The sequence below is a fragment of the Silvanigrella paludirubra genome, assembly GCF_009208775.1.
In the GTDB taxonomy this organism is placed as follows: domain Bacteria; phylum Bdellovibrionota_B; class Oligoflexia; order Silvanigrellales; family Silvanigrellaceae; genus Silvanigrella; species Silvanigrella paludirubra.
Genome location: NZ_WFLM01000002.1, coordinates 380,859 through 407,404, shown reverse-complemented (window position 1 = coordinate 407,404; position 26,546 = coordinate 380,859). Strand labels below are relative to the sequence as shown.

At 28.5% G+C, this 26,546-nt stretch carries 23 protein-coding genes; 9 read left to right on the top strand and 14 right to left on the bottom strand.

The window, feature by feature from the left end:
* Nucleotides 1-8: 8 nt before the first annotated feature.
* From GCL60_RS05915 to coaD, 3 genes are read right to left on the bottom strand one after another with little or no spacing between them, the layout of a single operon-like run.
* A complete protein-coding gene (locus GCL60_RS05915) occupies nt 9-791 on the bottom strand; it encodes a TatD family hydrolase (RefSeq protein ID WP_153419196.1) in 783 nt (260 codons plus the stop codon).
* Between the two features lie 19 nt (nt 792-810).
* Nucleotides 811-1,974 carry an acyl-CoA dehydrogenase family protein gene (locus tag GCL60_RS05910; protein WP_153419195.1) on the bottom strand — a complete coding sequence of 388 codons (1,164 nt, stop codon included), beginning with the start codon at nt 1,972-1,974 and terminating at the stop codon, nt 811-813.
* A gap of 17 nt (nt 1,975-1,991) precedes the next feature.
* On the bottom strand, nt 1,992-2,933 hold the full coding sequence (gene coaD / locus GCL60_RS05905) for a pantetheine-phosphate adenylyltransferase (RefSeq protein WP_153419193.1): 942 nt from the start codon (nt 2,931-2,933) through the stop codon (nt 1,992-1,994).
* A 170-nt stretch (nt 2,934-3,103) separates the two neighbouring features.
* Between coaD and GCL60_RS05900 the strand changes: the two genes are divergently transcribed.
* The 5 genes from GCL60_RS05900 (at nt 3,104) to GCL60_RS17440 (ending at nt 7,873) form a co-directional block, all read left to right on the top strand.
* Nucleotides 3,104-3,595 carry a PleD family two-component system response regulator gene (locus GCL60_RS05900; protein ID WP_153419191.1) on the top strand — a complete coding sequence of 164 codons (492 nt, stop codon included), beginning with the start codon at nt 3,104-3,106 and terminating at the stop codon, nt 3,593-3,595.
* Between the two features lie 177 nt (nt 3,596-3,772).
* Complete coding sequence (locus GCL60_RS05895; protein ID WP_153419189.1) at nt 3,773-5,344, top strand: APC family permease; 1,572 nt, start codon at nt 3,773-3,775, stop codon at nt 5,342-5,344.
* A gap of 201 nt (nt 5,345-5,545) precedes the next feature.
* Nucleotides 5,546-6,250 (top strand): class I SAM-dependent methyltransferase, encoded by a 705-nt coding sequence (locus GCL60_RS05890; protein ID WP_153419187.1) that lies wholly within the window; start codon nt 5,546-5,548, stop codon nt 6,248-6,250.
* 573 nt (nt 6,251-6,823) lie between these two features.
* Nucleotides 6,824-7,288 carry a hypothetical protein gene (locus GCL60_RS05885; protein ID WP_153419185.1) on the top strand — a complete coding sequence of 155 codons (465 nt, stop codon included), beginning with the start codon at nt 6,824-6,826 and terminating at the stop codon, nt 7,286-7,288.
* Between the two features lie 462 nt (nt 7,289-7,750).
* Nucleotides 7,751-7,873 (top strand): hypothetical protein, encoded by a 123-nt coding sequence (locus GCL60_RS17440; protein ID WP_272914810.1) that lies wholly within the window; start codon nt 7,751-7,753, stop codon nt 7,871-7,873.
* A gap of 199 nt (nt 7,874-8,072) precedes the next feature.
* On the opposite strand, the gene GCL60_RS05875 is transcribed toward GCL60_RS17440, so the two are convergent.
* From GCL60_RS05875 to GCL60_RS05850, 6 genes are all read right to left on the bottom strand, one after another.
* Complete coding sequence (locus GCL60_RS05875; protein ID WP_153419181.1) at nt 8,073-8,849, bottom strand: hypothetical protein; 777 nt, start codon at nt 8,847-8,849, stop codon at nt 8,073-8,075.
* Between the two features lie 69 nt (nt 8,850-8,918).
* Nucleotides 8,919-10,733, bottom strand: coding sequence for a phospho-sugar mutase (locus GCL60_RS05870; RefSeq protein ID WP_153419179.1), 1,815 nt, complete (start codon nt 10,731-10,733; stop codon nt 8,919-8,921).
* Between the two features lie 11 nt (nt 10,734-10,744).
* A complete protein-coding gene (locus tag GCL60_RS05865; protein WP_153419177.1) occupies nt 10,745-11,737 on the bottom strand; it encodes a hypothetical protein in 993 nt (330 codons plus the stop codon).
* Between the two features lie 76 nt (nt 11,738-11,813).
* A complete protein-coding gene (locus tag GCL60_RS05860; protein WP_153419175.1) occupies nt 11,814-13,067 on the bottom strand; it encodes a hypothetical protein in 1,254 nt (417 codons plus the stop codon).
* Between the two features lie 92 nt (nt 13,068-13,159).
* Complete coding sequence (locus GCL60_RS05855) at nt 13,160-15,895, bottom strand: hypothetical protein (RefSeq protein WP_153419173.1); 2,736 nt, start codon at nt 15,893-15,895, stop codon at nt 13,160-13,162.
* 10 nt (nt 15,896-15,905) lie between these two features.
* Nucleotides 15,906-17,789: a hypothetical protein gene (locus GCL60_RS05850; RefSeq protein ID WP_153419171.1), complete on the bottom strand. Its 1,884-nt coding sequence runs from the start codon at nt 17,787-17,789 to the stop codon at nt 15,906-15,908.
* 256 nt (nt 17,790-18,045) lie between these two features.
* Here GCL60_RS05850 and GCL60_RS05845 point away from each other — a divergent pair, with 256 nt between their 5' ends.
* Both GCL60_RS05845 and GCL60_RS05840 read left to right on the top strand, forming a co-directional pair.
* The gene (locus tag GCL60_RS05845; protein WP_153419169.1) at nt 18,046-19,116 is read left to right on the top strand and encodes an SAM-dependent methyltransferase; all 1,071 of its coding nucleotides are present in this window, start codon (nt 18,046-18,048) and stop codon (nt 19,114-19,116) included.
* A 3-nt stretch (nt 19,117-19,119) separates the two neighbouring features.
* Entirely contained in the window at nt 19,120-19,755 is a 636-nt protein-coding gene (locus tag GCL60_RS05840; protein ID WP_153419167.1) for a YigZ family protein, read from the top strand.
* On the opposite strand, the gene GCL60_RS05835 is transcribed toward GCL60_RS05840, so the two are convergent.
* Nucleotides 19,724-20,434, bottom strand: coding sequence for a peptidylprolyl isomerase (locus tag GCL60_RS05835; protein WP_153419166.1), 711 nt, complete (start codon nt 20,432-20,434; stop codon nt 19,724-19,726). The two genes, GCL60_RS05840 and GCL60_RS05835, sit on opposite strands and share 32 nt — an antisense overlap.
* 124 nt (nt 20,435-20,558) lie before the next feature.
* On the opposite strand from GCL60_RS05835, the gene GCL60_RS05830 reads away from it, so the two are divergent.
* Together GCL60_RS05830 and GCL60_RS05825 are read left to right on the top strand one after the other, a co-directional pair.
* Nucleotides 20,559-21,677, top strand: coding sequence for a S1/P1 nuclease (locus GCL60_RS05830; RefSeq protein ID WP_153419164.1), 1,119 nt, complete (start codon nt 20,559-20,561; stop codon nt 21,675-21,677).
* A gap of 167 nt (nt 21,678-21,844) precedes the next feature.
* On the top strand, nt 21,845-22,255 hold the full coding sequence (locus GCL60_RS05825) for a hypothetical protein (RefSeq protein ID WP_153419162.1): 411 nt from the start codon (nt 21,845-21,847) through the stop codon (nt 22,253-22,255).
* Nucleotides 22,256-22,267: 12 nt separating this feature from the next.
* Here the strand turns inward: GCL60_RS05825 and GCL60_RS05820 are convergent, their stop codons facing one another.
* From GCL60_RS05820 to GCL60_RS05805, 4 genes are read right to left on the bottom strand one after another with little or no spacing between them, the layout of a single operon-like run.
* A complete protein-coding gene (locus GCL60_RS05820) occupies nt 22,268-23,347 on the bottom strand; it encodes a tyrosine-type recombinase/integrase (protein ID WP_153419160.1) in 1,080 nt (359 codons plus the stop codon).
* Nucleotides 23,331-24,338, bottom strand: coding sequence for a mevalonate kinase (gene mvk / locus GCL60_RS05815; RefSeq protein WP_153419158.1), 1,008 nt, complete (start codon nt 24,336-24,338; stop codon nt 23,331-23,333). Before mvk ends, GCL60_RS05820 begins: the two co-directional genes overlap by 17 nt.
* On the bottom strand, nt 24,335-25,540 hold the full coding sequence (gene mvaD / locus GCL60_RS05810) for a diphosphomevalonate decarboxylase (RefSeq protein WP_153419157.1): 1,206 nt from the start codon (nt 25,538-25,540) through the stop codon (nt 24,335-24,337). The genes mvk and mvaD overlap by 4 nt, the downstream gene beginning before the upstream one ends.
* A complete protein-coding gene (locus tag GCL60_RS05805; RefSeq protein ID WP_153419155.1) occupies nt 25,533-26,543 on the bottom strand; it encodes a GHMP family kinase ATP-binding protein in 1,011 nt (336 codons plus the stop codon). Before GCL60_RS05805 ends, mvaD begins: the two co-directional genes overlap by 8 nt.
* Nucleotides 26,544-26,546: the final 3 nt, after the last annotated feature.

The following is a 26,546-nucleotide window of genomic DNA, read 5'->3' as shown; positions in this document are numbered from 1 at the left end:
TAAAAATCCTAGGAAGGAGTATGCATTCTAAAAAAGAGTGACTCCGCATTTTTGGTAGTTAAATTTGCAAAATAATCGTATTCTACATTGCGAAGTCTTGAAATAAAATCACAAGTGTGATGAACATACGCTGGCTCATTTATCTTACCTCTTAGTGGAGTTGGCGCAAGATAAGGACTGTCTGTTTCAATTAATATTTTATTTTCAGGAACATATTTAGCTACTTCTTGTAAACTTATTGAATTTTTAAAAGTAACAATTCCTGAAAAAGAAATAAAAAAACCGCAATCAAGAAATTCTTTAGATTCTTCTAAGGTACCTGTAAAACAATGAATCACTCCCATTAATCCTCGTTTTGAGTAGGGAATAATTCTTGTTAAAACATCTTTATGAGTTTCACGGACATGGACAACAATAGGGAGTTTTAACTCCAAAGCCATTTGTAAAAAATATTCAAAGCACTCAATTTGTTTATTCATAGGGGATAAAGTGTAATGGGCATCCAATCCAATTTCACCAATTCCAACGACTCTCATATTATTTTGAGCAATGGGTCTTATTTTTTCTGCTTCTTCTATTGTGAATTTTGAAGCATCATGGGGTTGAATACCTAAAGTAACATATAACATGTTAGATACTTTTAATTGCTCTTGCGCTAAAATAATAGTTTCTGGATCATAAGCAATATTAATTATTTTTTGTACGCCAGCTTTTTTCGCATTTTCTAGAAGTGTAGGAAGATTGTCTTTTAATTTATCTGAAACAAGATGGCAATGAGTATCTATTAACATTTAAATATATTTCCTTTAATTATTCGAAAGCAGGAATTCCTGTTAACTGCTGACCAACTACAAGTATATGAATATCATTTGTTCCTTCATACGTATAAACAGATTCTAAATTACACATATGGCGCATACAGCGGTATTCACCACTTATCCCGTTTGCTCCTAATATATCTCGAGTTGTTCTAGCACAATCAAGAGCTATTTGAACATTATTTTGTTTACCCATACTAATTTGTGCTGGTTGAATGGATTTTTCGTGCTTTAATTTTGCTAATTGCATGGCTAATAAATTCCCTTTAGCAATTTCTGTGGCCATAATAGCTAATTTACGTTGGATTAATTGAAATGAGGCAAGGGGTTTTTGAAACATGATTCTTTCTTTTGTATAGGAAAGAGCTTCGTTTAAACAATCTTCAGCAGCGCCTAACACGCCAAAAATAATTCCAAATCTTGCCTGATTTAAACACATTAAAGCATTTTTTAAGCCAATCGTCTTTTCAAGCATATTTGATTTTGGAATTCTGCAATTATCAAAATATAAAGAACCCGTTATTGAGGCTCGTAAACTTAATTTATGATGGATTTCAGGTGCAGAAAATCCTTTTGTTCCTTTTTCAATAAGAAAACCTCGAATTCCAGATTCTGTTTGAGCCCAAACAATAGCCACATTTGCGATGGGAGCATTTGTGATCCATGTTTTTGAACCATTTAAAATCCAATCGTCTCCGTCTTTTTTGGCAAATGTTTTCATTCCTGCTGGGTTAGATCCGAAATCAGGTTCCGTTAATCCAAAACAACCTACAATTTCGCCTTTCGCCATGCGTGGAAGAAACTCATTTTTTTGATTTTCTGATCCAAATGCATGAATGGCATACATGGCTAAACTACTTTGTACGCTTGCAAAACTTCTTAATCCACTATCGCCTCGTTCAAGTTCTTTCATGATGAGGCCATAGGATACTTCATCTAATCCAGCGCACCCATATCCTGTTAAGTTACAGCCTAATAACCCTAAATTTCCCATTTCTTTTATATATTCTTTTGGAAAATGACCTTTTTCAAAGTTTTCTGTGATATTAGGTTGAAATTTTTCAGTAACAAATTTTCGAACTGTTTCTTTAATTAATTTTTGTGATTCATCTATATTATCAAAGGCACCTAAAAAATCAGTTGCTTGTACATCCATTTTTCGAACCCTTTATCTTATTTTTTTAAATTTTCGTACGCGTGATAAACTTCATCTTCATTAAATAATTTAATAGATGTCTTGCCTAAATTTTTTGATAAGGAAAGTAAATAAGAGACTCCGGAATCAATTCCATCTGGAAAAATAGCATCTTGCTCAATACAGTTTGCTAAAATTGCCCAAAGATTATTGATTTCTGTTTGAGGGTAATATTTATTTTCTTTAATTTCATCTCGTAGCCGAGAACCATTTTGTTTTAAAAATGTATCAATATATTTTGATGTTTTAACCATAACGGAACGAGAAATTCTTAAGATGCGAAATGCTAATGCAGAAAATAAAAGCTGCAAACATTCAGATAAATCTGTTTCGTTTAAATTGGAAGAATCAATATCAAAGCGATGAGAGGAACAAACTTCGATGAGATCAAAAATTTGTCCAATCACACGAACCCAATTTAACATGAGAGCTTGTGCTACAAATTTAGCACCAACCGATTTCACATGAGCTTTGCCGACAACTGTCTTTACATATGTGGAAGAGCAGTGAAGTAAGTGATGGGGACATAATACGGCCCAGGTTTGTAACTTTGGATTAATGGCTTGGTTTGAAAAGTATAAATTAAACTCAGCTTCAAAGTCAGATGTTGAGCGAAGTCCACGAATAAGGTGACTAATATTATTTTCTTTTGCATAATCTGCAACGAGACCTTCTTGTGAAGTTACAATCACTTTTTCTCCCACTCGAAAGGGGGGATCTAAAGCCCACCAGTCAATAAAAGGATCGATTGCATGTGCAATCACGCGGGCGCGGACTTCGGGTTTGAGTAAACTTTGTTTTGCTGGGTTGATCGCGGAGACAACATGTACGCTTTCAAATACCTCTAGTGCAGAGTCGAGTACAAATTGATGTCCATATGTCCATGGATCAAATGAGCCAGCATATACAGATGATTGCATATTTATTCCTTAACTTTTTACCAATCAAAATATTTTTATATCTTGGTATGCCAAAGATGTGGCGAGTAAAACCGTATTTGAAATTTACCCTACAGAATATAATTTGAGCAAGGAGTCAAATTAAAATAATATAGGACTAGAATTAATAAATTTCATAATGGGATGGGTGTATGAAAAAAATATTATTTTTTGAAAGCAGTCTCTCTTTGCATAAAGCAATTAAGCTTATTTTATCCAATGTAAATTTATATGAAATTACTATTGTTGATAATATTATAAAATTTGAAAAAGAAAAAAAATCACAAATATTTGATTTAATAATTACAAATGTCAATCTTGTAAATATAAATTTATTTAAAAAAAATATGGAATATCAAAATATATTAATTATGTTTGAAAAATCAGACTCTATAATGGATTTTGAAAAAGAAGATCATTTTAATTTTATAGAAAAACCATTTTCAAGTATTGATTTTAAAAAGAAAGTAGATTTTATATTAGGTGTAGATGATGACTCATTAAGTGTATTAGAACAGCAAAATTCATCTGAAAAATTAATCCAAAGTTTTGTTAAAGAAACACTGGAGCAATGGTTAAGAGATCAAGCTCCTCAATACGCCAAAGAAGTTATTCGTGAGGAAATTACGAAACTGATAGGATAAATATTAACATTATTTGTTAATTAAATATTTAAATTGTAAAAGTGTTTTTTCTTCATCTTCATAAATTAGTAAATAATATTTTATCAAACATTGTCAAAAAATAAAAATCAATATACTGTCAACCCCTCAATTTGATAATTACTTTGTAAAATTTAACAAGTAAGGATTTAGTTAAAAATGAAAGGACTTAAAAGAGATATCAGCACAACAGCTATTTTAGTTGCTTCAGCAGGTGGTATGGTTGGTAGCGGTTGGTTATTTACATCTTATTATTCAGCTAAAATCGCAGGAAGTGGAGCCTTAATTTCTTGGTTAATTGCAACTATATTTATGATATTTATTGCATTACCACTTTGCGAATTAGGAGCAATGTATCCTGTTTCAGGAGGGCTATCTAATTATCCTAAATTTACTCATGGAAAAATTGTAGGCTTTATTTTTTCTTGGCTTATGTGGCTATCCTATTTAGTGATGATTCCCATTGAAGTTCAAGCTGTTTTACAATATTCAAGTATATATTGGCCCAATTTACTAAACGCTGATCAAAGCCTTACATTATCAGGTTATTTTTGTGCTCTGTTTATTATGGTATTTTTGGTTATTTTAAATAATTTTGGAATTAAAATTATTGTAGAAGTGAACAAATATATTTCTATTTGGAAATTTATAATTCCTGTTTTAGCAGCTCTTGCATTTATATTTGTGACAAAAAATCCAACTCTCCCTTCTTTTCACTTTGCTTCTGTGGATTCTTGGAATGATATTTTTTCAGCATTAGCTATTGGTGGTATTGCTTTTGCTTTTACAGGGTTTCAAAATGGCTTAGTACTTGCTGGAGAAGTTAAAAATCCACAACGTAACATTCCTATTTCTATTTTAGGTGCCATTTTGGTAGGTTTTGTTTTATACACTCTTTTGCAATATTCCTTTCTTGTTGGTGTTCCAAAATCAATGTTAGATGCCCAAGGAGGATTTTCGAATCTATCATTTCAAGGTGATGCAGGCCCTTTAGTTGGTTTAGCTTTAGTATTAGGGCTTGGCATCATCGCTAAACTTTTACTTTTAGATGCAGTCGTGTCTCCTTTAGGCACAGCAGTTATTTATACAACTGCAACGTCACGTATTTTATATGGAATGGCTGAAAATGGATTTTTACCAAAAACGTTACTTAAGCTTAATCGTCATCATATCCCTTATATAACTATTATTGTAAATTTCTGTTTTGGAATGCTGACTTTTTTGCCTTTTCCGGGTTGGCAAAAAATGGTTGCCTTTTTGTCTTCAACAAGTATTTTAACTTACGGTATTGGGGGGATTTGTTTACTTGCTTTTCGAAAACAAAAACCTGATATGGCACGTCCTTTTAAAATGCCGTTTCCTTATATAATTTCAAATATATCCTTTTTTGTATGCTCTTTAATGCTTTATTGGTGTGGTTGGGATAATATTTGGAAGTTATGTATTGCCGTATTTATTGGTCTTTCATTTAGTTTTATTTTTTATAAATCAACTAGAACCATGAAAGCATTTAATGAATTGGGTTGGTTTCTTTTTTATCTAGTTGCTATTTTAATTATTTCTTATTTTGGAAATTTTGGTGGAAATAATCATTTACCTTCACCATATGATTATGTTTGTTTATTTACTCTAAGTTTAGTTACTTTAAGATGGTCTACCTATACTGCCACAAAATACAATCAGCAAAATTCGGATGAATTGCCTTTGGAAAAAAAATTGGAAAGAGCTTAATTTAAAATTTTTTTATCTTTTGTAAAAACCGATTATCATTCTATAGATAATATTTTTTATAATTGTTTCTTATTGAGGCATTTATAGCGATTGAAATTTTTAGCATATCATTATTGATAAAATTCAAAAAATATTTAAAATCTTAAGTATATTTTATTTACCAAAAAATTTATTTGCTTTTGTAAAAAATAAGGAAAAAAAATGGAATCCAATCTAAATTATGACAACTATTTTGAAAAACAATGGACAGAATATAAAAATATTGTAACTTCAAATATTCTTTTCCATAATGAATTACATTTTTATCTTTTAAAAACATTAGAAGAATATTGCAAAAAAATAAATAATAATATTACTCTTGTTGATCTTGGATGCGGTGATTCAAGTAATATAATTTCAGTTTTAAAAAACTTTAAAATTAAAAAATATATCGGAGTTGATAATACGAAATTATCAATAAATTTGAGTTCAAAAAACTTACAAGAATTAGAATGTGAAAAAGAATTACATCTTAATGAAATGGATGATTTTATTTATAAAATGAGTGATAATAGTATTGATATTATTTTTAGTAGTTTTGCACTTCATCATATTAGACATGATAGAAAAAAAATTTTTATAGAAGAGTGTAATAAAAAACTAAAAAAAGAAGGAATTTTATTTATTGCAGATCCATTGTTAAATGATAGTAACTGTCAGAATGATTTTATAAATGAATTTGAAAAAAGAATGATTGAAAATAATCTGAATCCCACTGAAATTAATGAAATGATAACACATTGTAAAAAATTTGATTACCATGAATCAATTTCATTTTATCAAGATTTATGTTTAAAGTTAAATTGGTGTAATTTTAATATATTATTTAGTTCTAATTTTATATCGTTTTTTACTTTTATAAAATAAATTATTTTTCTAATTGATTCTAAAATTGTATTTTATGCTATGAATTTTATCATTTTATTGGCTATTGTGATTATAACATTTAATTCATATTTTAATATAAAATAATAAGCAAAACTTATATTGCAAAATAAGATCTCAAAATCTCCTCTTTGATTTTTATTCATTTTTATTAAATATGTCTAAAATAAAAAATAAAAATAATTTTACATAAATATGCATATAAATAAATAAAAATAAATCACCATAACTTCATTTTGTTTTTTTAAAAGACATCAATATTTTCAATTTTAGAGGTTGCTTTTTTTTATTGTATATTTTTTTTACAAAAATAAAGATAATCAACATATTTATGAATTAATTCTTTGCTTAAAATTATCGATAAAAATTATCTTGAAATTATCTTGATCCAATTTTTTTTTGATTTAAGTATTATGAAAGAAGACAAGAACAGTTTTTACTTATAAAAAGTGAATTATAAATTTGTCTTATTGATACTGGTGTTGTGTTTGTTTTTATTCTTACTGGCCAAAATAGTTTTGGCCAGTTGATCGATTCTTTTTAAGGAGTTTTTTTATGAAGTCTGTTAAAAAAAATGTTTTAGCAAGTTCTATTCTAAGTACCGTTACTTTACTTGGAGCGCAATTTGCATTTACAGGACAAGCTCATGCCTGGGTCCATAGAGACGCTCGTTTTAATGTGTGTAATGATTTTAATTGGCCATTAACAGTTTTTAAAACGCACTCCTATCAAATGGATGTAAATAATGATCACTCTGCAAATCAAACCATTCAACCTCACACTTGTGCTGCAATAGATTTTTGGGCTTTATTTCAAGATAACGGATGGGATGTTGATGATGCAATGGATTTCCAAGTAAATGATGGAAATGGAAAAGCAGGTGTATTTACAATTTATAATAGTCCAGTTTTAGATCAGTTTACTTTTAAATTGAGAAATAATTCTGGATTTGTATTTTTATCTTATCCAGCAGTTAGTAATGGTTTTAATTTAGAACAAGGTGAAATACGTTTTCACTAATTTTTCAACCAAATTAAGTTAAATTAAACAAATAAATGGCTTATAGATAAAGAATTAAAAATCTATTAAATTTAATCTTTATCTACTATATATTAATTTTGAGATATTTGTGAAATTTAAATTATTATGAAAATGATAAATTTGTAAACTAGATTTTAAAAATTGCACAAAATTAGATTTGCCTGATAAAGATTATGTTTATGTTTCTTTAAAATAGCTATATGAATAGTCATAAAAATTATATGAATTATTTAAAAAAATTTATTTTATTAGAAATTACTTAATCTTAATTATTATAATTGCTTCTTTTTGGAATTATATAAAGTATAGATTTGTTGACATTCTTAAGTTGAGATATTAATTATTCGATCAAATCTTTTCATCAAAAGATTTTTTAATTTTAAAAGATTAAATTTATTTTATTTATTAAAATATTTTTTAAATATATTAGAGGTAACAATTTTGAAAAATTTTTTTAAATTTTATTTATATTTATTCTCTCTCGCTTTTTCAACAAATGCTTATGCAACTTTTTCAATAATAGTAGTAGATAATGAATTTAAAGAATTTGGCTCTGCTTCTTGAAGAAGTTAATGAATTAATAGAAAAACAAATATTTGTTTATGTTAATGGAAAAGGAATTATGAACTTACAGGTAGCACTTATTTCTGGATATACACTTTATACAAGAGAATTTTTTATACTTCGGCCAAAGAAATTTAAAATATCCAAATATGCTTGATTTTTATATAAAGAATAATTCATTTACTTTATAATTTGAAAATTAAGAAGCTTTATTTATATCACTTAATTTTCCTATTTTTTTCTCTTTTTCTTTAAGAGAATTTGGTATTTTTTCAATAGAAAATGCAATCCACAGTCTTAAATGTACATTTGTACCTAAATTAGTGCATTCAGCCCCAAAAGTAGAATCAAATTCTTTTTCTAAGTTTTTTATTAAAACATTATTAGGTAATACAACTTCTACATAAATAACATCATCCCAAATAATAGAAAGACTTGGGTATACTTTTGCTTCTGAAGCAATATATAAAGCTTCATCTAAAAAGTTAAAAATAGCAGAATTCGTATGATTTTCGTTTTGCAACCAAGTATAAAAATGTACTGTTTCTTTTGGAACTCTTAAAACATGAATGGGGTGAACTTTTTCAAATTTAGTTCTATATTTTAAAAATACTTTTCTTAAAATTGGGGCCATTATTTTTTCGGTATTAGCCTGTGATTTTGAAAATTCAAACCAAGAAAAGCCAGAATAAGAAGAAAATTTTTTATCTTTTTTAATCATTCGTATGGAAAACATGTTTATTTCCCATATAAAATGAGGTTCTTCAAATGTTAGTGAATAAAACTTAGAAAATTCACCATACCACTCTAATTTAGATAAATCATATTTTGATTTTTCGGAATTTGATTTATGAAAGCTTCTAAAACGAATTCTAGATTCTTTTATGTTGATAATAAGTATGTATAGCAACCCTATTAAAGCTGCAATAAATAATAAAACATCCCTTATCAGGACGTCTTGGTCTGACGATTGCATTAAAAAGCCCTCACAAATGTACGTTTCGGTAATTTATAAGGGCTTTTTAATGAAATTTGTTATTTATTTTTAATTTACTTTATCTACAAAGTGTAAAATCTCTTTACGTAACAGAGCTATTTTTTCAAGGGTTTCTTTGTAACCTTCAAAAACATTTGAGCTATTAGTACATACGGAAACATAGAATTTTAATTTAGGTTCTGTTCCGCTAGGTCTCATTGATATTTTACTGCCATCGTCTAGTAAAAACTGAAGAACATTGGAGTGTGGGATATGGTAACGTTCTTGAACATTTTTATCTGTATAATCTAGTATAGAAGTAACCTGATGGCCACCCCAGTTCATGACAGGATTTTCACGCATTTTATGCATTATTCTAGAAATTCTTAATGCTCCTTCTTCTCCATAAAGATCGATATTTATAAGATCTTCTTGCCATGCACCGTGCTTTTTAAAGATATCAAATAAACTTTCACATAAAGTTTTGTTACTATCTTTTGCTAAAGAAATCATTTCTGCAGCTTGACACATTGCAGAAATAGCATCTTTATCACGTACATTATTGCTAGGCATATAGCCAAAACTTTCTTCTGTTCCAAATAAATATTTAAAATTATTGTTTTTTTCTTCCCAGCTACGCACTAAACCAGCAATCCATTTAAAACCAGTTAAAGTATTAAAAATTTCAATGTCGTATTCAGCACAAATTTTTTCTAATAAGTCAGAAGTAACAATGGTTTTTACAATTTTATGTGATTTTTCTAAGGTACCATTGGATTTTTTAAATTTTAAAATAGAATCAATTAATAAAGCAGCTGTTTGGTTTCCATTTAATAAAATATAATCGCCAACAGCTTGGTGTTTCATGATGCCATGAGCCATTTTAGGATCATAAGTAACAATTGCAAGACGGTCTGAGTCTGGGTCGGTTGCAAAAACGCAATCCGCTTTTCTTTCTGAAGCGTATTTAATTGCAAGAGACAAAGCTTCTGGTTCTTCTGGGTTTGGTTTTTTTACTGTCGGAAAATTTCCATTAGGTTCTCCTTGTTCAGGAACAACATAGACATTTTCATATCCAAAAGTTTTAAGAGCTCTTAATGTTGGAATTTTTCCTGTACCATGAAGAGGAGTATAAACAATGTTTATATTTTTTGAAGAGTTAGGAGCCATGCAAAGATTTTCAATTTCTTTAAAGTAACAATTCAAAACATCATCATGGATAAACTGACTCAATCCAAGACTTTGTGCTTTAGAATAATCCATATGTTTTGTTTCAGAAAAAGACTTAATTGAAAAAACTTCTTTTAATATTTCTGTATCTTGTGGTGATATAATTTGTGCGCCATCTTCCCAATATACTTTAATCCCATTATATTGAGGCGGATTATGACTAGCTGTTATACAAAAGCCACTAATACAACCTAATTTTCGTATGGCGTAAGAAAGAGAAGGGGTTGTTTGTAGGGTTGGAAAAATATAGGAACGAATACCATTTGCAGCAAGAACACAAGCTACTTCTTGCCCAAAGACACTTGAGTTGTTTCTGGAGTCATAAGCTATAGCTACACCGCGTTTTTTAGCATTTTCACCGCATCTTATAATGTAATTCGCAACTCCTTGAACAGCACGTCTAAGAACATATTTATTTAAGCGGTTTGCCCCCATTCCCATAACACCACGAATTCCGCCTGTTCCAAATTCAAGGTCACGGTAAAAACGGTCTCTTAATTCGGATATTTCTTTGTTTTTTATGAGAATGAGAATTTCTTCTTTATCTTCTTTTGAAATACTTTCGTCTTTTAACCAGCTTGAAATTTTATCAAAACAATCATTTAGTGGATAAAAAGTTTTAGAACTCAAGTCTTTAAGAGTTTCTTCTATCATTGTTCAATCCTTTAGGGTTTTGCTAATTCACGTTGAACTTGTTTCAAATTATTTTGAACTGCTGCCATGTCTGAATATTCAGGATAATTTTTGAGTATTCCTTGTAAAATTTGTTCACTTTGTTTCAAGGTATCCTTTCGTGCGGTACCTGTTTGCTGTGAAGATCTAACAAATAGTGCTCTTACTTTATATCTTAGGTTCATGACAAGAGCATTTACGGAGTCGGAACGAATGCGTTTTAAATTATCGCTTCTTTGGTTCATTGGTATTGTGTCTATAAGAGCAATTGCCTGTTCTGGAGAATCATTATTTAACATTTGAGTTGCTGAAATAGCGATTTGATCTTGATTCATATTATTTGGATTGGATTCATTCGTTACAGACGATCCTGAATTATTAGGTTGAATTCCTTGTTCAGAAGGGTTGAGTTGTAAAATTTGATTATTCAATGAGGAAATATCTTGTTGTTGAGCTAAAATCAGATCACGAGCTGCTTTTTTCTCAATTAATGCATTTTGTTTATCGCCTAAAGCAAAATAAAAGTCTGCCAGAGTATTGTGAAGCCAAGCTTCATGAATAACAGGATAACGTAATGGCAAACTATTTATAACAGAAATGGCTTTTTGGACTCTTGTTGGATTGTCCATTCCCGCTCTTGCATCACAAATATAAATTGCTGCTTCAGTTAGAGGGGGAAAAGAACTAAAATTAATTTTCTTAGAATAAGTTTCTAATGATTTTGCTTTATCTAATACTTCTGTGCAATTTTGAGATAAAAACTGTTGCTCAATTTCATTAATTTTATTTAGAATATCTCTTAAATCTTTATCTTTATTTACAGGATTTTTGTGACTATTTGGAGGAACAACAGATGGTGTTGGAGAAACGATAGGAGGATTTACAATACTTACATTTTCTTTGCTACTTTTTGAAGTAGTACAGCTAGCAAATAATAAAACAAAACTCATACTCAAACAGAGTCGAATTGGTATTTTCTTTTTCAAGTTCATTTCCTTTTAATACGATAATTTTGTAAAATGGATTTGCATTTTTTTTAAATGCAGTACATTGAGTGGGATGTTACCAGTGATAGGAGATTCCTAGCAAGTGTCTTCTTTCAACAAACTTATTTACGGTTCCATTAGGCAATGGAAGGGTATCACTTACTAAATAAGAAGAGTATTCAATAGATAAAAATGCCAAATTAAAAGAAGTTCCCCAGGTTGGTCCACCTTCCATATAACCACCTCTAATACCAAAACCTTGCTGAATTAGAACATTTCCAAAAAACAATTCAGCTCCAGCGTGAATTATTTTATTTGTATCAATTCCATCAATTCCATAATTACTGCCATCAATTTGTATTGGAATAGGGTAAGCATCAATAGATAGTCTTAAATTCACTTTTGATTTTCCAATTTTGCCTCTTGGAGTTAAGGAAACACCAGCCCTTAATTCGGTTGGATCTATTTTAGATGAATTTGCTGAACTTGTTGAACCCCCATCTCGAGTTGCACCGCACATTGTTTCTTTAGTTTGATTGATTGGATTTGTGTAGTTATCAACGCAACCAGTAGGGATATTGCGAATTGCAAATCCAAAAGTAGGAAACCAATAATCTGCTGCGGTAGCAGTAAAACCCGCATCAACAGCAAAAGAAGTTGTTTTGTCACCAGAGTTATTTGCTAAGTTAACTAAATCATTTGTAGTTGTATACTTAGTTGTATCTACATTTTGATTTTGATAATCAACTCTATAATTCGGTCTTAATGAAATACCATAACGAAAAAAGCCTCTTTCCGTTGAACCTGAAATTCCTAAAGCACCTGATACTGTTGTTGTAGAAACAAAGTAGGCCTGATTAGGACTACTTGTATTCATAAAAGCCATTTTATTTTCACTTCTTATAGGAGTACCAACTAAAATAGTTAAAGATCTTTTTGCTCCCATAATAATTTCATTAAAACTTTGAAGTAACAAATAAGATTGATTTCCTGGATTATTTTTTGCAGATCTTATCATATCTGATCCCCAGTTGGTTGGGTCAGAACTCATATTGGATAACATTTGCGCATTGCCACCAATTTCAAGATCCAATGGCTTCAGCTCGTGGACAAATCTTTTTGCAGCGGGATTTCTTGTTTCACTTAATCCAGCCGGATTTGAATAGATAGATGTTTCATCGTTTGCGGTAGCAGTAAAAGCGCCACCCATTCCATTTGAACGTACTCCACTCCAATCTGTAGGAATTGATTCAGAAAAAGAATAATTAGTATATAAAATGATTGGAATGGCAATATATATAAAAATACAATTTTTAAAATATTTTTCCATTAATCTAATTCCAATTCCGTTTTAGGTGACTCTAAAAACAGCTATCGGAATTAGTTTAAAATCTAGAAATGAAAAAATTTCCTAGGACAGAATTACAATGGAGTTATAAAAAAACCAATTTTCGTTTTTTTGGATAACACAGGATCTTCACTATTTTTGCTCTCAAAATTATCTATAGCAATAAAACTATCTCTGATCGATTTTAAACATTTACTAGAATTTTGATATTCTACAGAAAATATTTGTTCAAATTGTGGTTTATTCATTGAGTCAAAGTAAAAAGAAATATTGTCAGAAGGAATTAAACTCTTACCAAAATAAAATGTTGGTAATGATGTAGAATCTTTTTTATAAGAAAAACTTCCTCCTAAAAAATCGTCTATATTACTTGTAGGTAAGTCTTTAATTTCACCCCTTTGATACCAGCTTAATTGAATATTTTTATTTTTAATGGAACAAGGAAAAAATTCAATTTGATTATCAGATATTATTTGATATATAGGTAAATTTGATTGAAAACTAAAAATAGGTTCATTTTTTGAATTCCATAAAAATGGAGCACAATTATTTTCATCAGGTTTAATTATCATAGAGTATTTTATAAAATTGTTTTTTATTTTTATTCTATTTTCTTTTTCTTCATTATAATTTTTCAATGATATTTTTTCTAGCATAATATCTTTGGAAAATTGGTTTCCTGATTGTGAAGAATTATCTAAAGGAATACCGACATTAGTTAAAATAGTTGAAACAATATTATTTATTTTTATATTTTCAAAGTTAATATTTTTTTGAGGAATTAATCCAGGAATTTTGTATAATCCAGTCGCATAGTAGGATTTTTTATTATCGCCTTTATCAATTGGGATTAATGCAAATATTATTGTTCTATTTTCTAACTTCCTAGCTTTTAAAGTATCAAGAATTTGTAAAACTGCTTTATCTATGTATGCTAAATTTGCTAAATCATCTAATTCAAGTGGGTTTAAAAAAGAAGACAAACCTAAAGTAGCAATGGATTTTCCTAAATCTTTTATAGTTGGCCGAATTAAATGCGGATCCGTATCTACTAATAAATGAGCTAAAAATCTTGATTGTTGATTTTCGTGAGTCCAATTTTGAAATGCATCAATTAGTCGAGGGATATAGGATTCTTTATTATTAATTAATATATACTCGTTTAAACCCCAATCAGGAATACGGTCAATATTTTGAGATGCACTTGCTAAAAAGTTTGAAATTATTGGAAAATCTTTTTGAGATAAAGGCGCCGCAATTCCTTTCGTATTTGTTTTAAAAATAGCATCTAATCCAGTTACAGGGATATTTCTATCATCAATTTTTAAATTTTTATTTGCAAAGGTCCAATCATTTCTTTCTAGCCATTTTCCATAAATTGAAGAGAATTCTGATGAATCAGATATATTTTTATTAAAATAATAAGCTTCTGGGTAAGAAATTCCTACAATATTATATCCATATTTCCGGAGTTGATAATAAGTATTTTTGTTTTTATTTTCATTTATTTCTTCTTTTGCTATAGAAATATTATCTGAATTTAAAAAATTGGAATCAGAAAAAATAAATCTTCGAAAGTTTTCACTAGCATTATCTGATATCGAAATAGACTTATTAAAGACAACAGATTGTTCCATTAAATTAGAAATTGCAGGAGCTGTTTTATTAAATATTTTTTTATTTTTCATGATAAAATCTGGAATTTTAGGAATCTGTAAAAAAACAATATTATATCCAAATGCTGTAGTATAATTATCATTCGTTAATATTTGAGGATTTGCAATTTGATTTAATGGATCTTGAGCTTGTTCAACCCCCTTTTTGGGTTGTTGTTTATTACTTGTAGAATTTTGATTTGCGTTAAATTCATCTAATTTAGCTTCTTCTGGTTTTACATCCTCAAGAATTTTTTCTTCTTCTGTGTCTTCCGTATCGGCGCTTGTATCATCTTCTGTGCTCTGATTATCATTTTTTTGGTTTGATACTAAATAATTATTATTAGGTAACCAAAAATTACTTGTATTAGAAACTCGAATAGGAGATCTTCCTGAATGTTCTAAATGATTTACATTTGCATTTAATAAATAAAAACTTGAAGATATACTTATTATTTTAATTGATGTTGCAGTTGAATCATTAATAGGTATAGATAATTTAATGCGCCTTTGAACATCATCATCTGTAAAAGATTTTGCCCATACATATTGTCCTAAACTAATTCGAATACTTCCTGGTGTTAAAAGAAATAAATTAAAACTAAAAGATCTTCTTCCTTTTACCATTGGTATTGTGGCTTTAATTTCTTCTCCACCAACTAGAAGGACACCTTCTGTAATTTGACTTCTATGATTTAATGGAAAAATAACAGAAGAAGATTTTCTTGAATTTGTAGGGTTAGTTAAATTTGTAAATATTTTTTTTGCAGGTAAGATAGGCCATAAAAATGAAACATCATCGGGTGCTGTAATGTATTTTGAATTTGAAATTTCAGCATTAGCATCTAAAAATAAGTCATAAATTGGGATATTTAAATTCTCCATTCTTTGTAACTGCTTTTCCATACGCCTTAATTGTTCACCTTTAGCGTATCTTTTTAAACGACGACGTTCCAATAATTCTTGATCAAGTGCAGACATAGGCCAAGGAGAAAGAAGCCTTGAAAAATGAGCAGTATTAAAATTATTTGTTATTGTTGGTATGGGATAAAAATAAACTATGACTAAAAAAATAGTTATTAAGAAAAGTAAAATTAATGATGAAATTATGATATAAATAGACCATTTAGATAATTTAGAAGAACGAAGTGGCATATTATAAAACCTATTTAATTAAAAAATTAATATATGATTGAAATTTATCTTTTACTTCTACTCCATAAACTTTAATAAACTGTTCTTTTTCAAAATCGGTTAAATCTGAGTAAGTTATACTCTGATCGTTATTTATTTTATAAATATCAAATTGTTTAAAAAATTCATTTAAATTTATCTCGTTTTTTGTAATTTTAGTTGTTAAATTATTGTCATTTTCAATTTTCTTTGTTTTTTTATCATATTGAATGAAAAGTTGTTGATAAATATTTTTATTATTAGGTTTATAATAAATTTTTTCTTTGTTAAAAAAATCATCTTTTTTAAAGGTTAAATAAGTGTATTTTTTAGGTGATTGACAAATTACACCATATCTAATTTCATTTTTTATTGCGAGTAAATAATCTTTTTTAATTATTGGAAAATTATCATATTTTGAATTTAATGTATCTAAAAGAAAATAATTTACTTGATGATTACTTATTTTGTTGTTTTTTAAATTAAAATTAATAGCAATTGGATTGCAGCTTTGAATTGGGGTATTGTTTATAAAATCTTGATTTATTATTTCTGAATTTAACAATTGTTCTTTAAAATCAAGGTTTGAAAAACCAATTCCATTTTCAATATTATTATCGTTTTGTTTATAAGGCATAACAAGGATATTTTCTTGTCCAGAGTCTTTTAGTGCTTTAATTGCTTTTGATAAATATAAATCTATTTTTTTAAGATTTTTTTCAAACTCTTCTTTTGTGATGTTTTCAGGCCATTCTATGGACTTGAAAAAGCTATTGTCTTTTGAACCTTCCATTTCGGTTAAAAAGAATACAAAATTTTCTTTCTTTTTATCGGTTTTGGAGAGTTGATTGACATATGAATATAATAAATAGCTATTAGAATTTGTTAAGGTGTCCCAATTCCACGCATAAAAAATTGGAGATATAATTCTTATTCTAAAGAATAAGAGTATTTGTGGTTGTGAAATAGCAATTCTATTTAAGAAAATATTAAACCAATTATTATTGATTTGAATATTTAAGGAATCTTTATGAAAAATATTATTAAAATTCAATAAATTTTTTCCATTAATTCCAATAAAATTTTTTGTTTTTTTATTGTTTTCAATATTTGCATCATTTGATGTTTGGATAGGTGCAGGTAAAAAAAGCTTTTCATCTGCAAAATAGGCTTCACCTAAAATAGATGCTGTTAAAGCTTCTTTGGTGGGAGAATATAATAGCCAATTATTTTCTTTTGTTAAAATTTTTCTAGTTTCTATAAATGAATTTTTATACATTAAAAGATTTCTTGGTAAAAGAAAAATAAATTTAGATTCTTTTTTTAAATTTGTACCTACACTTTTCCATTTTGAATATATATCAGAAGTTTTTACTTCAAATAAATCATTAAAAATCTTTAATTGAACTTTATATAAGTTAAAATCATTATTAAACCATTTTCTCATTTGTTGAGGAGCGGTGCTTGTGCTTATTAATAATACAATTAAGTTTGATGAAATACAAATAAGAATTGGAAAATAAGTTGATAAATATATTAAAATAACTGGTTTCTGACCTTTGCGACTTTTTTTTTCGACCCTTATTTTCATAAGAATCTTTATCAAAATGGAGGGCAAAGAAATAATGGTGCCTAATAATGCAGAAAAAATTAATATTCCAATAAATACACTTAAAAATAAAATAGATAAATGTAAGGATGAAAAAAAATAAAGTTTAGATTTATCACCATAAAATGGAGTATATAATATCATAAAACAAATGATAGAAAATAAAACCCAAAAAATACTTGAAAATATAATATATCTGGATAATACGGTAACAAAAGAAGTCATTTTATCAGTTTTTCTTACCATTGGACTTCTTGATCGAAACATTTTCATCTCTCCAAAGGAAGCATAAGGCAATTTTACATTACTTTTGTTTTTTGCATGAGCTTAAGCACGATATTAGGATATCATATTTAAATTAGAAATAGCGTGTTTAGGTGACAATCTTGTGTTTTCTTCATTGATTGCTCCCTAGGAAAGTGTAAAGTGACCCGTGCCTAAAGATTCCCCTTATGGCCAAAAAAGTATCAAAAGGCCTTTAATGGTAAATCTATAACTAATTAAAATTATGGTGATATTTGTAATGAACGATCTTAAAAATGAATCTATGAATTGGCTTATCCATGTAAATAAAGATTTTTTCACTTTATGGAAAAGTAGAATGGAATCTTTCGGTGGAAAAGACTTTAAATCTTTAGGGAATAATTTTCATACTTTTTCAATAATGGAAACCTTAACTAGAGAGAAAATAAAAGAATCTTTATTTTCAAGATATTGCTTTCCTATCCAATATATGTGGCCCACAAAGCTAAATCAAAAAGGATTTATTGAAAAATGTGCTCAAGGTATTGCAAGTAAGTTTGAAAATAAAAAATTTTCAAATGTCGTTGTTTTTCCTCTAGATCGTAAAGATCAAAAATTAGCGTCTAATTTAAGGGGACGAATTTTACAGGTCGTAAAAGAAAAAATGTCTTTGGCTACTTCACAAAAACTCCTAGTTGAATGGACAAAGCATCCCGTCATGCAACCCCCAAATACTCAAACTTTAATAGTAGCTATTTCTGAAAAGTGCGTTTGGGCTGGGATGAGCTCTCCAATTGATTCTGGCTGTTTTTTTGCCGGAGGACGTAGATATGTTGGAATATCAAATGATAATATAGCGAGCCGTGCGGCTTCAAAGTTTGTAGAAGGAACGGAAGCATTATTATTAAATGGAATAAATGTAAATAATTCTAAAAAATGGTTAGAGTTAGGAGCTGCTCCTGGCGGAATTACACATGAAATTGCATCAAGAAATTGTGAAGTTTGGGCAATAGATAAAGCAGAGTTGGATAAAAATTTATTAAAAAATCCTTTGGTGCATTTTTTTCAAATTGATGCCAGAGATTTTAATCAAAAATTAAATTTTGATTCTATTTTTTGTGATTTAAATGGTCCTGCTGATATTTCTGCTGAAATATGTTCAGATAAAACTTCTTTATTAAAAAAAGAAGGAATTATAATTCATACATTAAAAGTACATTCTGTAACTGATTTTGAAGATGACTTTCAAAAAGTGAAAAGTATATTTAAACAAAAAGGTTGTGAATTATTGTTTACTAAGCATTTATATAATAATAAACAAGAAGTCACTCTGTTTTTAAAAAAGATTTAATTTATGAATCCAAATTTGTATAAAACTATCTTTATAAATTCAATTAGTGAAATAGTAATTGAAAAATCTAAATTTATTACAAATATGGTTAAAGTAAAAAATGAAGAAGAAGTACAATCCTTTTTTTCTCAAATAAAGAAACAATACTGGGATGCAGCCCACAATTGTACTGCCTATATAACCTATTCTGGTAGTATGCGATCTAACGATGATGGTGAACCATCAGGTACTGCTGGAAAACCAATGTTAGAGTGTTTAAAAAAAAATGAATTATATGATGTCGCAGTTGTAGTTAGCCGTTACTTTGGTGGTATAAAACTAGGTTCAGGTGGTTTAATTCGGGCTTATTCTTCTGCAACTCAAAATGGTATAAAACACTCAGGCGTTATCGAACGTATTCTTCATAAATCACTTATATTAAAGTTGAATTACTCTTTTTGGGATAGAATTGAAAAATTTATAAAAAATAAAAATATTCCTTTTCTTAAACCTGATTTTTCTGAAATTGTTTCTATAAAAATATTTGTTTTAAATGAAGTTGAAATAATTGAAGAAGTAACAAACATGTGTAATGGAAATCTAGAATTTGAGCTAGGAGAATCAGAGTTTATTGAGGTTCTACTACATAAACCGAACTAATTAATGCCTCATCTGTATAAAAAGGTACATTATACATTCCTTCTCTTTGACCGATTTTTTGTTTTGCAATTTTTTGAATAATTTCCATTCCTGACAAAACTTTCCCAAAAACAGCATACCCATTTTCTTCTTTTGTATAATCTAAGTATGAATTATTAGATAAATTAATGAAAAATTGGGAAGTAGCGGAGTCTGGTGAACTTTGTTTTCGTGCCATAGCTATTGTACCAAAAGTATTTTTTAAACCTTTAAAAGATGTATTTTTAATGGGCTCAAATAAAGGTGGCTTTTCATTAAATCCAACGTCATATGCTCCTCCCTGTATAATAAATCCATCTACAATTCTATGAAAAATAGTGTTATTATAATAACCTGCTTTGACATATTGTATGAAATTGTTTACCGTTAGGGGGTCTTTCTCTTTAAATAGGTCGAGTCTTATTTTCCCCTTACTTGTCAGAATGACTACCTCTATATCCCCTTTAGGGACACTGGGTTCAGATAAGGCAAGGTTTTTTTGCTGATTTTGGTTTTTTTGCTGTTTGGTCAACTTTTTTTTGCGGACTGTTTTTTCTTTTTTTACTTCGGCTTTTTTTTCTACAGCAGCATGTATATCAAAAGTTGGAATAACAAATAAAAGATTAAAAAGAACGAGTGATATTTTAAACTTTTGAAACATTAGTAAGATCTCCTTAAACGGTCTTTTATGAAAAGACAGAGTTATCTTAAATGAAATAGTTTAAAAAACGAAGAATTGTGAATCATTTTTTTATTTTGAGTTTAAATATAATTTAGAGGTAATAATGAAAAATAGAGTTCGTATTTCAGCTTTAATTGTTAGTTCATTTGCTATTAGCTCCACTTCCTATGCATTTTGGGATCAATCTCATCAACTTATAAGTGAAATTGCAGGGCGTAAAATTTCAAATAAATCAGCAAAAGAAATTGATAGACTTTTAAATATAGCCATTGCCAGTCCAGGGAGTGAAGAATTATCTAAAAATACAAATACAATTGATACAGCAGCTTCTTGGGCAGATAGTATAAAAGCCTATAAAAATACCAATTCAAATGACAATTTTGCTATGTGTCATTATACAGATATTCCTTTAACAAAAGATATGATTGGTAAAGAAATTGATGAAGATCTTGCTATGAATAAATTAAATGAAGTGGTTAAAAATGAAACATTTAATTCTGTAAATTGTCTAAAAAGTGCTGTAAAAACTTTGGTAACAGCAAATGAAAGTGATTTAAATAAAGCAATATCGTTAAGAATGGTATTACATATTGTTGGTGACATTGGACAACCTCTTCATAGTGCTGCGTTAACAGATGGTGCTTTTGAAGATGCAGGTGGGAATAAAGTTAAGTTAGAGAGAGTTGTTTCTTTTTCGAATATAGATGGATCTTCTTCTTCACAAAATAATATGCATAAAATTTGGGACGGATCATTGGGCGTTTATCTTCAATTTCCATATAATCCAGAAGATTCCAAAAAAGGTATTTTTACTCCCGAAGAAAAAAAAGCAACAAAATATGATGCAACTGAAATTGTTAACAGCAAAGACTTTTTAAATTTGGTTGCAAAAATAACAAAAGATCCTTTAGAGCAATCTGTAGAAGGATGGGTAGTAGATTCCTATAAAGTGGCTGTAAAAAATGTTTATTCTGGTTTAATTTTAAAAGGCCCAGATGATAAAAATAACGGAATGACATCTTTATTTAGTGACAGTTGGAAAATGTATCAAGCGAATAGAAAACAAATTGTGGAAACACAAATTAAAAAATCGGGTATTCGTTTATACATGCTATTAAATTCAATTTTTGATCCAAGTAAATCAAAGGTGCAAAGTCAATATTCCACTCTCGTAAATTCAATTCAAAATGATTCTAATGTAAAGCCTTTTCGAGTGAATTAGAATTGTTTTTATCCTAACCAATTGAATAAATTGATAAATAACCCTATTATTTTAATTATATAAAAATTCTTCCGATAACCCTTTTTGGTAATGAAAATGCGCTATTTTTTTATAAATAGCTAGGATTTCAAACTAGAATTCTATTAAATTTTCATTCAAAGGTATTTATGGAAAATGAAGAAAAAAAAGAAATTTTGCTAGAAAAAATAGATAATGTTGTGCCATTTGTCCCTAGAAAAAAAGAAGCTAAAAAAGAATTAGAGGCACCTAAATTAGATCCATTAAAACCAATTGAAGATCCACTTAAAAATTCTATATTAGAAGCAGCAAAAGATTTTATTAATAATTATGAAAATTATACTGCTGTAGATTATTCTAACTTAATTGAAAAAGTAGACGCTTTTGCAAAAAAATTGTTAGATGAAAATCATTATTTTAAATCGTATAAAGTAACTCATTCAAAATTTCATTTACATCAAAGTATTTTTTTGAGAAGTCTGCCAGAAAATGGAAAAAATATTGAAGAAGAGTGTTCCTTACATATTTTAGACTTTATAGATGACATTGAGACCGTTTAATAAAAAATATGTTTATTTATTTGGGTCTGGAAAGTGAGACAAATTAAGTTTCATTGCTGCAGATTCTTCAATTTCATTTGCTTTTTTTATATAAATGGATGTTGTTGTAATATCTTTATGGTTTAATAAGGTTTGTATTTGGCCAATAGGAGTACCTTGATTATGAAGCAGGGTTGCTAAAGTTGCTCTGCAACTATGAGTGCTGACTTTTTTTTCAATTCCGGCTTTTTTAGCAGATTCTATAACCATTTTATATATAGCTGGTTGAGTTAATTTTGTATTGTTTTTTACATTTTGAACTCGAATAAACAAATAATCATCTTCTTTTGCGTTTGGTCTCAGTTCATGAATATATTTTTTGATTATTTGCGATGTTTTATGGTGAATAATGGGAGAATGCTCTTTATTTCCTTTAGCTGTCATATGTAATCTTGTGAAATCGGATGCAAATTCGATGTCTTTTATTTTAAGTTCACAAAGTTCATTTACTCTCATACCGACAGATAATAAAGTAACTAGAATAGAATAATTAAGAAGAGCACTTTTACATTTTTTTGTATTTGAATTTTCTTGAGTTAATAATTCATATTCTTTTTCGCAATGATATAAAATTGATTTTACTTCTTCTAGAGTGAAAGCATTTGTTTTACTCTCTCCTTTATGTTTGGGTTTTTGAATAAATATCATTGGATTTATAGTAATCAATTTTCTTTTCTTACAAAATTCTAAAAGTGATGATAATGAATTTAATTTTCTTCTTATTGATTTTTGAGTTAAGTTACCTTTATTTGTTAAGTGGTCATGCCACATAATTAAGGTTTTTTCATCAATTTGATTAATGTACTCAATATTCATATTTTCTGTAAATGTGAAATTTAGAAATTCTTTTAAATCAAAAAGGTAACTTTTTTTTGTATTTAAGCTTGAAAAACTTAATAAAAAATGAAGAATGATATCTGAAATGTGATTGGTGGGTTCTCTTTTTGCCCATTCTGCAAGATATTCTATAGAATTTAAATTTTGGATTAATGAATTTCCCAAAGTACTGGGAACAGAAATATTGATAATTTTATTTTCAGATTCGTTTTCCATATTTAGGAACTCTCGTTATAAATAAACATTCTTCATTAAATATAGAGTATAACTGTTTTGGGTGTGATTCAAAAATGCCCATGACCAATCCTCCGCCACCAGCACCTGTGAGTTTGGCGGCTAAGGCTCCTTCATTTTTTAATACGTCTACTATGTTATTTATTTTATGAGTTGATACTCCTAAAATGTTTAAATAATCTTGAGCACAATTTAAATTTTTTGCTAAAGCATTTAAATTTCCTGAAGTTAAATTTTGAACACAATCATTCGCTAGTTTTCCAAGTTGATCTAAAGCGTCTTTCGCCATTATGTTATTTTCTTCAAGTTTTAAGGCAACTTTTTTAACCATAAGAGAGGTTTCACTTCGTTCTTGGGAGTCGATGAGAGCAAGCCAAAATTCTTTTTCATTTTGAATGTATTTATGTTTTTCGCCTTTTGTAAATTCAATCATTCCATCACTTGCAACAGCGGTTACATCTAAGCCGCTTGCTTTTCCAAAATGAAATAAACAATCTATTTCATTTGCAAATTCAATTTGTTTTTCAATTGTGATTTCTTCATTCATGATATTCTTTTGTAAGGCAATTTGAGCCGCTATTTTAAGGAAACAAGTGCTTATGGCTGCACTTCCTCCCATTCCTCCTCCTAAAGGTATTTCAGACTGAACTAAAATAATTTGTGGAGTATATTCATAAATATTATCTGTAACTTTACATAAAGAAAGTGCTTTTTCAAAAGCTTTTATGAGGAGTTTTTTAATATGAATTTCGGGCTCGTATTTTTTTCCTTTAACAATAGTACTCCAAGCATGATCCCAAGATTCTAGAGGAATATCAGGTGCGCATAATTTCATTTGAAGTCGGACATCTGGAAGCGCCATAGCTATTGCTTTATGTCCATAAACAACAGAATGTTCGCCAATTAATATAGCTTTTCCACCTGCATTCGCACTTATTGTTACTTTAGAAAGAATATTATTATTTAAATTCATTTTAAATAACTTTCCAGAGTATTTATATTTTTTACTCTATTAAAAGAATTTTTTCCAATTAATAAACCTTCATTGAAAGAATTTGTAAGTATTTTAATTTCTCGTTCAATCATTGTTTGAGATATTTCATGAAATTTTTGCAACATTATTTTTGCTTCAGGCATATATAAAATATGAATATTAGGACCTGCATCTAATGTCCAAAAGGCTTTAACATCGTACTCATTTCGAAGTTGTATAAATAAACCAATAAGATTTGAAACTTCATTTGTTAAATAGCAAGCTTTAGGTTCACCCGTTTGCATTACAGCGTGCATAGAATAAGCATCTTCTTCAGTTAGAGATTGGACGCATTCGAAGTCAAATTCTAATAAAGCTTTTTGTAGTAATTTTAATTTATGAGAAATACCAGATGTTCTTATTATATTTAAAGGTGAAGTTTGGGCATATTTATGTCCATCAGAACTTGATGTCTGTTTTTCACTGCTGTTAAGAATAAAAACAGAGTGCTGAAGTTGACGCCATTTGGGATGGAATTTAACACTGCTTGTGTTTGTAAATTTATTTTTATTTAAAATGGGGGCTTCCCATTTTACAAAAGATTCTTCTTCGCTTGTAAATACACTTCTTGTTGCAGAACCACTTCCCAACCTGGCCCATTCTGAAAGCCAAAATAAAAGCTCTAACTTTGAAAAATGTTTTTCCAATTGCAATAAATCAGCTATGGCTCCAACTAAAGCAGCATATCCCGAGGCACTAGATGCAATACCGCAAGCTGTGGGAAAGTTATTATGACTATTAATTTCAATTGATATTTCATCAGCAAAAGGAAATAAAATGGAACGAATTAAACGATCCATTTTTGGGGGGAGTTTATTTTCTTTTGAATTTTCGTCTAAAAATAATTTATTTTTAAAATAACTAACTGTCTTTTCTTCATTAGGTAAAAAGCGTCCTAATGCAGTTACTTTAGTGAAAGAGCGAAAACCTCCAATTGTATAACTTAAACTTGAATTTAATGGTATTTGCTCTCTATTTGTTTCTTTACCCCAATATTTAAGAAGAGCAATATTGCTCGGAGCACTAGAATAGCCCACATCACCATTTTGAATAAATAGTTTTCCTTGTTTTCTTAACTCTAATAATTTATTTTGCAGTCTTTCAAGTTCAGCAGGAATATCTTTAATTAATGTATTATTCATTTTCTGTCCCAATAGTTTCAAAAGCAAAAGGAATATCAGATTCAGATATTTGGCATTCTGTTTTTAATTTATATTTATTTAAAAGAACCCATAAACAGTCACCGTGACCTGCACCCATCGATTTATATGCAATTTGTTTTGAATTAAATATAGAAATTAAGTCATTAAATTTTTTGTTATGTAAAGGGAGAATTTTCTGCGAACAGGCTATTTCTAGTGAATTTTTCATTATTAATTGAAGGTCATTTATGGTTTTTAATTCTAAAAAAGTTTCACATATTTTGGAGTGGCTATTTGCAAATAGTAATTTTTCTTTATCATTTTGAAATTTATGAAGAGCTTTTGTTGTATTAGAGTATATATTTGTAGAAATAAAACAGCCTAATCTATTTAAATTTATTTTTGGTATATAAGGATAAATATTTGGAATAATAGAGTTCAAATTGTTTTGAAAAATCCAAAATTTTGTTTTTTTATTTGTTTCATCATTTTCAATTGCAGCTAATTGAACAGCTACATCGTAGCCGCTGCCTCCTCCTTGGATGTTTTGAATGGACTGTTTTACATTATTCCAAAATTCAATTTGATTTAAATATTCTTTGTTTTGATAAATAAGCTGCCATAATCCTGCAGAAATACCCGCAATAAGTGCAGAAGAAGAACCAAAACCTAGGGACGGAGAAAATGATTTTTGAATTTCAATATTAAGTTCACAATTTTCTAAATAAGAATTCCATGGTTTAATTAAATTTGAAAAGAAAAAAATATTTGGATCATTACTTTTGTTTTCATTGTTATCATGAATTGAAAATTGAATGTTTTGATTAGAAAAAAAATCACTTTTAATTTTGATACTAGAATTCTCTTCAAGTCTTTTTATTTTTAAGGATATATTAAAACAATGATCAAAAAAAGTAACAGCTACAGCCTTGCCACCATATAAAACACCATATTCCCCAAAAAGTATGGCTTTTGCAGGAATACATAAATAAACTTGATTCATTAA

Excerpts from the sequence above, each read along its gene's own strand:
- GCL60_RS05915 (WP_153419196.1), bottom strand. The coding sequence starts at position 791 with ATGTTAATAGATACTCATTGCCATCTTGTTTCAGATAAATTAAAAGAC.
- GCL60_RS05910 (WP_153419195.1), bottom strand. The coding sequence starts at position 1,974 with ATGGATGTACAAGCAACTGATTTTTTAGGTGCCTTTGATAATATAGAT.
- coaD (WP_153419193.1), bottom strand. The coding sequence starts at position 2,933 with ATGCAATCATCTGTATATGCTGGCTCATTTGATCCATGGACATATGGA.
- GCL60_RS05900 (WP_153419191.1), top strand. The coding sequence starts at position 3,104 with ATGAAAAAAATATTATTTTTTGAAAGCAGTCTCTCTTTGCATAAAGCA.
- GCL60_RS05895 (WP_153419189.1), top strand. The coding sequence starts at position 3,773 with ATGAAAGGACTTAAAAGAGATATCAGCACAACAGCTATTTTAGTTGCT.
- GCL60_RS05890 (WP_153419187.1), top strand. The coding sequence starts at position 5,546 with ATGGAATCCAATCTAAATTATGACAACTATTTTGAAAAACAATGGACA.
- GCL60_RS05885 (WP_153419185.1), top strand. The coding sequence starts at position 6,824 with ATGAAGTCTGTTAAAAAAAATGTTTTAGCAAGTTCTATTCTAAGTACC.
- GCL60_RS05875 (WP_153419181.1), bottom strand. The coding sequence starts at position 8,849 with ATGCAATCGTCAGACCAAGACGTCCTGATAAGGGATGTTTTATTATTT.
- GCL60_RS05870 (WP_153419179.1), bottom strand. The coding sequence starts at position 10,733 with ATGATAGAAGAAACTCTTAAAGACTTGAGTTCTAAAACTTTTTATCCA.
- GCL60_RS05860 (WP_153419175.1), bottom strand. The coding sequence starts at position 13,067 with ATGGAAAAATATTTTAAAAATTGTATTTTTATATATATTGCCATTCCA.
- GCL60_RS05855 (WP_153419173.1), bottom strand. The coding sequence starts at position 15,895 with ATGCCACTTCGTTCTTCTAAATTATCTAAATGGTCTATTTATATCATA.
- GCL60_RS05850 (WP_153419171.1), bottom strand. The coding sequence starts at position 17,789 with ATGTTTCGATCAAGAAGTCCAATGGTAAGAAAAACTGATAAAATGACT.
- GCL60_RS05845 (WP_153419169.1), top strand. The coding sequence starts at position 18,046 with ATGAACGATCTTAAAAATGAATCTATGAATTGGCTTATCCATGTAAAT.
- GCL60_RS05840 (WP_153419167.1), top strand. The coding sequence starts at position 19,120 with ATGAATCCAAATTTGTATAAAACTATCTTTATAAATTCAATTAGTGAA.
- GCL60_RS05835 (WP_153419166.1), bottom strand. The coding sequence starts at position 20,434 with ATGTTTCAAAAGTTTAAAATATCACTCGTTCTTTTTAATCTTTTATTT.
- GCL60_RS05830 (WP_153419164.1), top strand. The coding sequence starts at position 20,559 with ATGAAAAATAGAGTTCGTATTTCAGCTTTAATTGTTAGTTCATTTGCT.
- GCL60_RS05825 (WP_153419162.1), top strand. The coding sequence starts at position 21,845 with ATGGAAAATGAAGAAAAAAAAGAAATTTTGCTAGAAAAAATAGATAAT.
- GCL60_RS05820 (WP_153419160.1), bottom strand. The coding sequence starts at position 23,347 with ATGGAAAACGAATCTGAAAATAAAATTATCAATATTTCTGTTCCCAGT.
- mvk (WP_153419158.1), bottom strand. The coding sequence starts at position 24,338 with ATGAATTTAAATAATAATATTCTTTCTAAAGTAACAATAAGTGCGAAT.
- mvaD (WP_153419157.1), bottom strand. The coding sequence starts at position 25,540 with ATGAATAATACATTAATTAAAGATATTCCTGCTGAACTTGAAAGACTG.
- GCL60_RS05805 (WP_153419155.1), bottom strand. The coding sequence starts at position 26,543 with ATGAATCAAGTTTATTTATGTATTCCTGCAAAAGCCATACTTTTTGGG.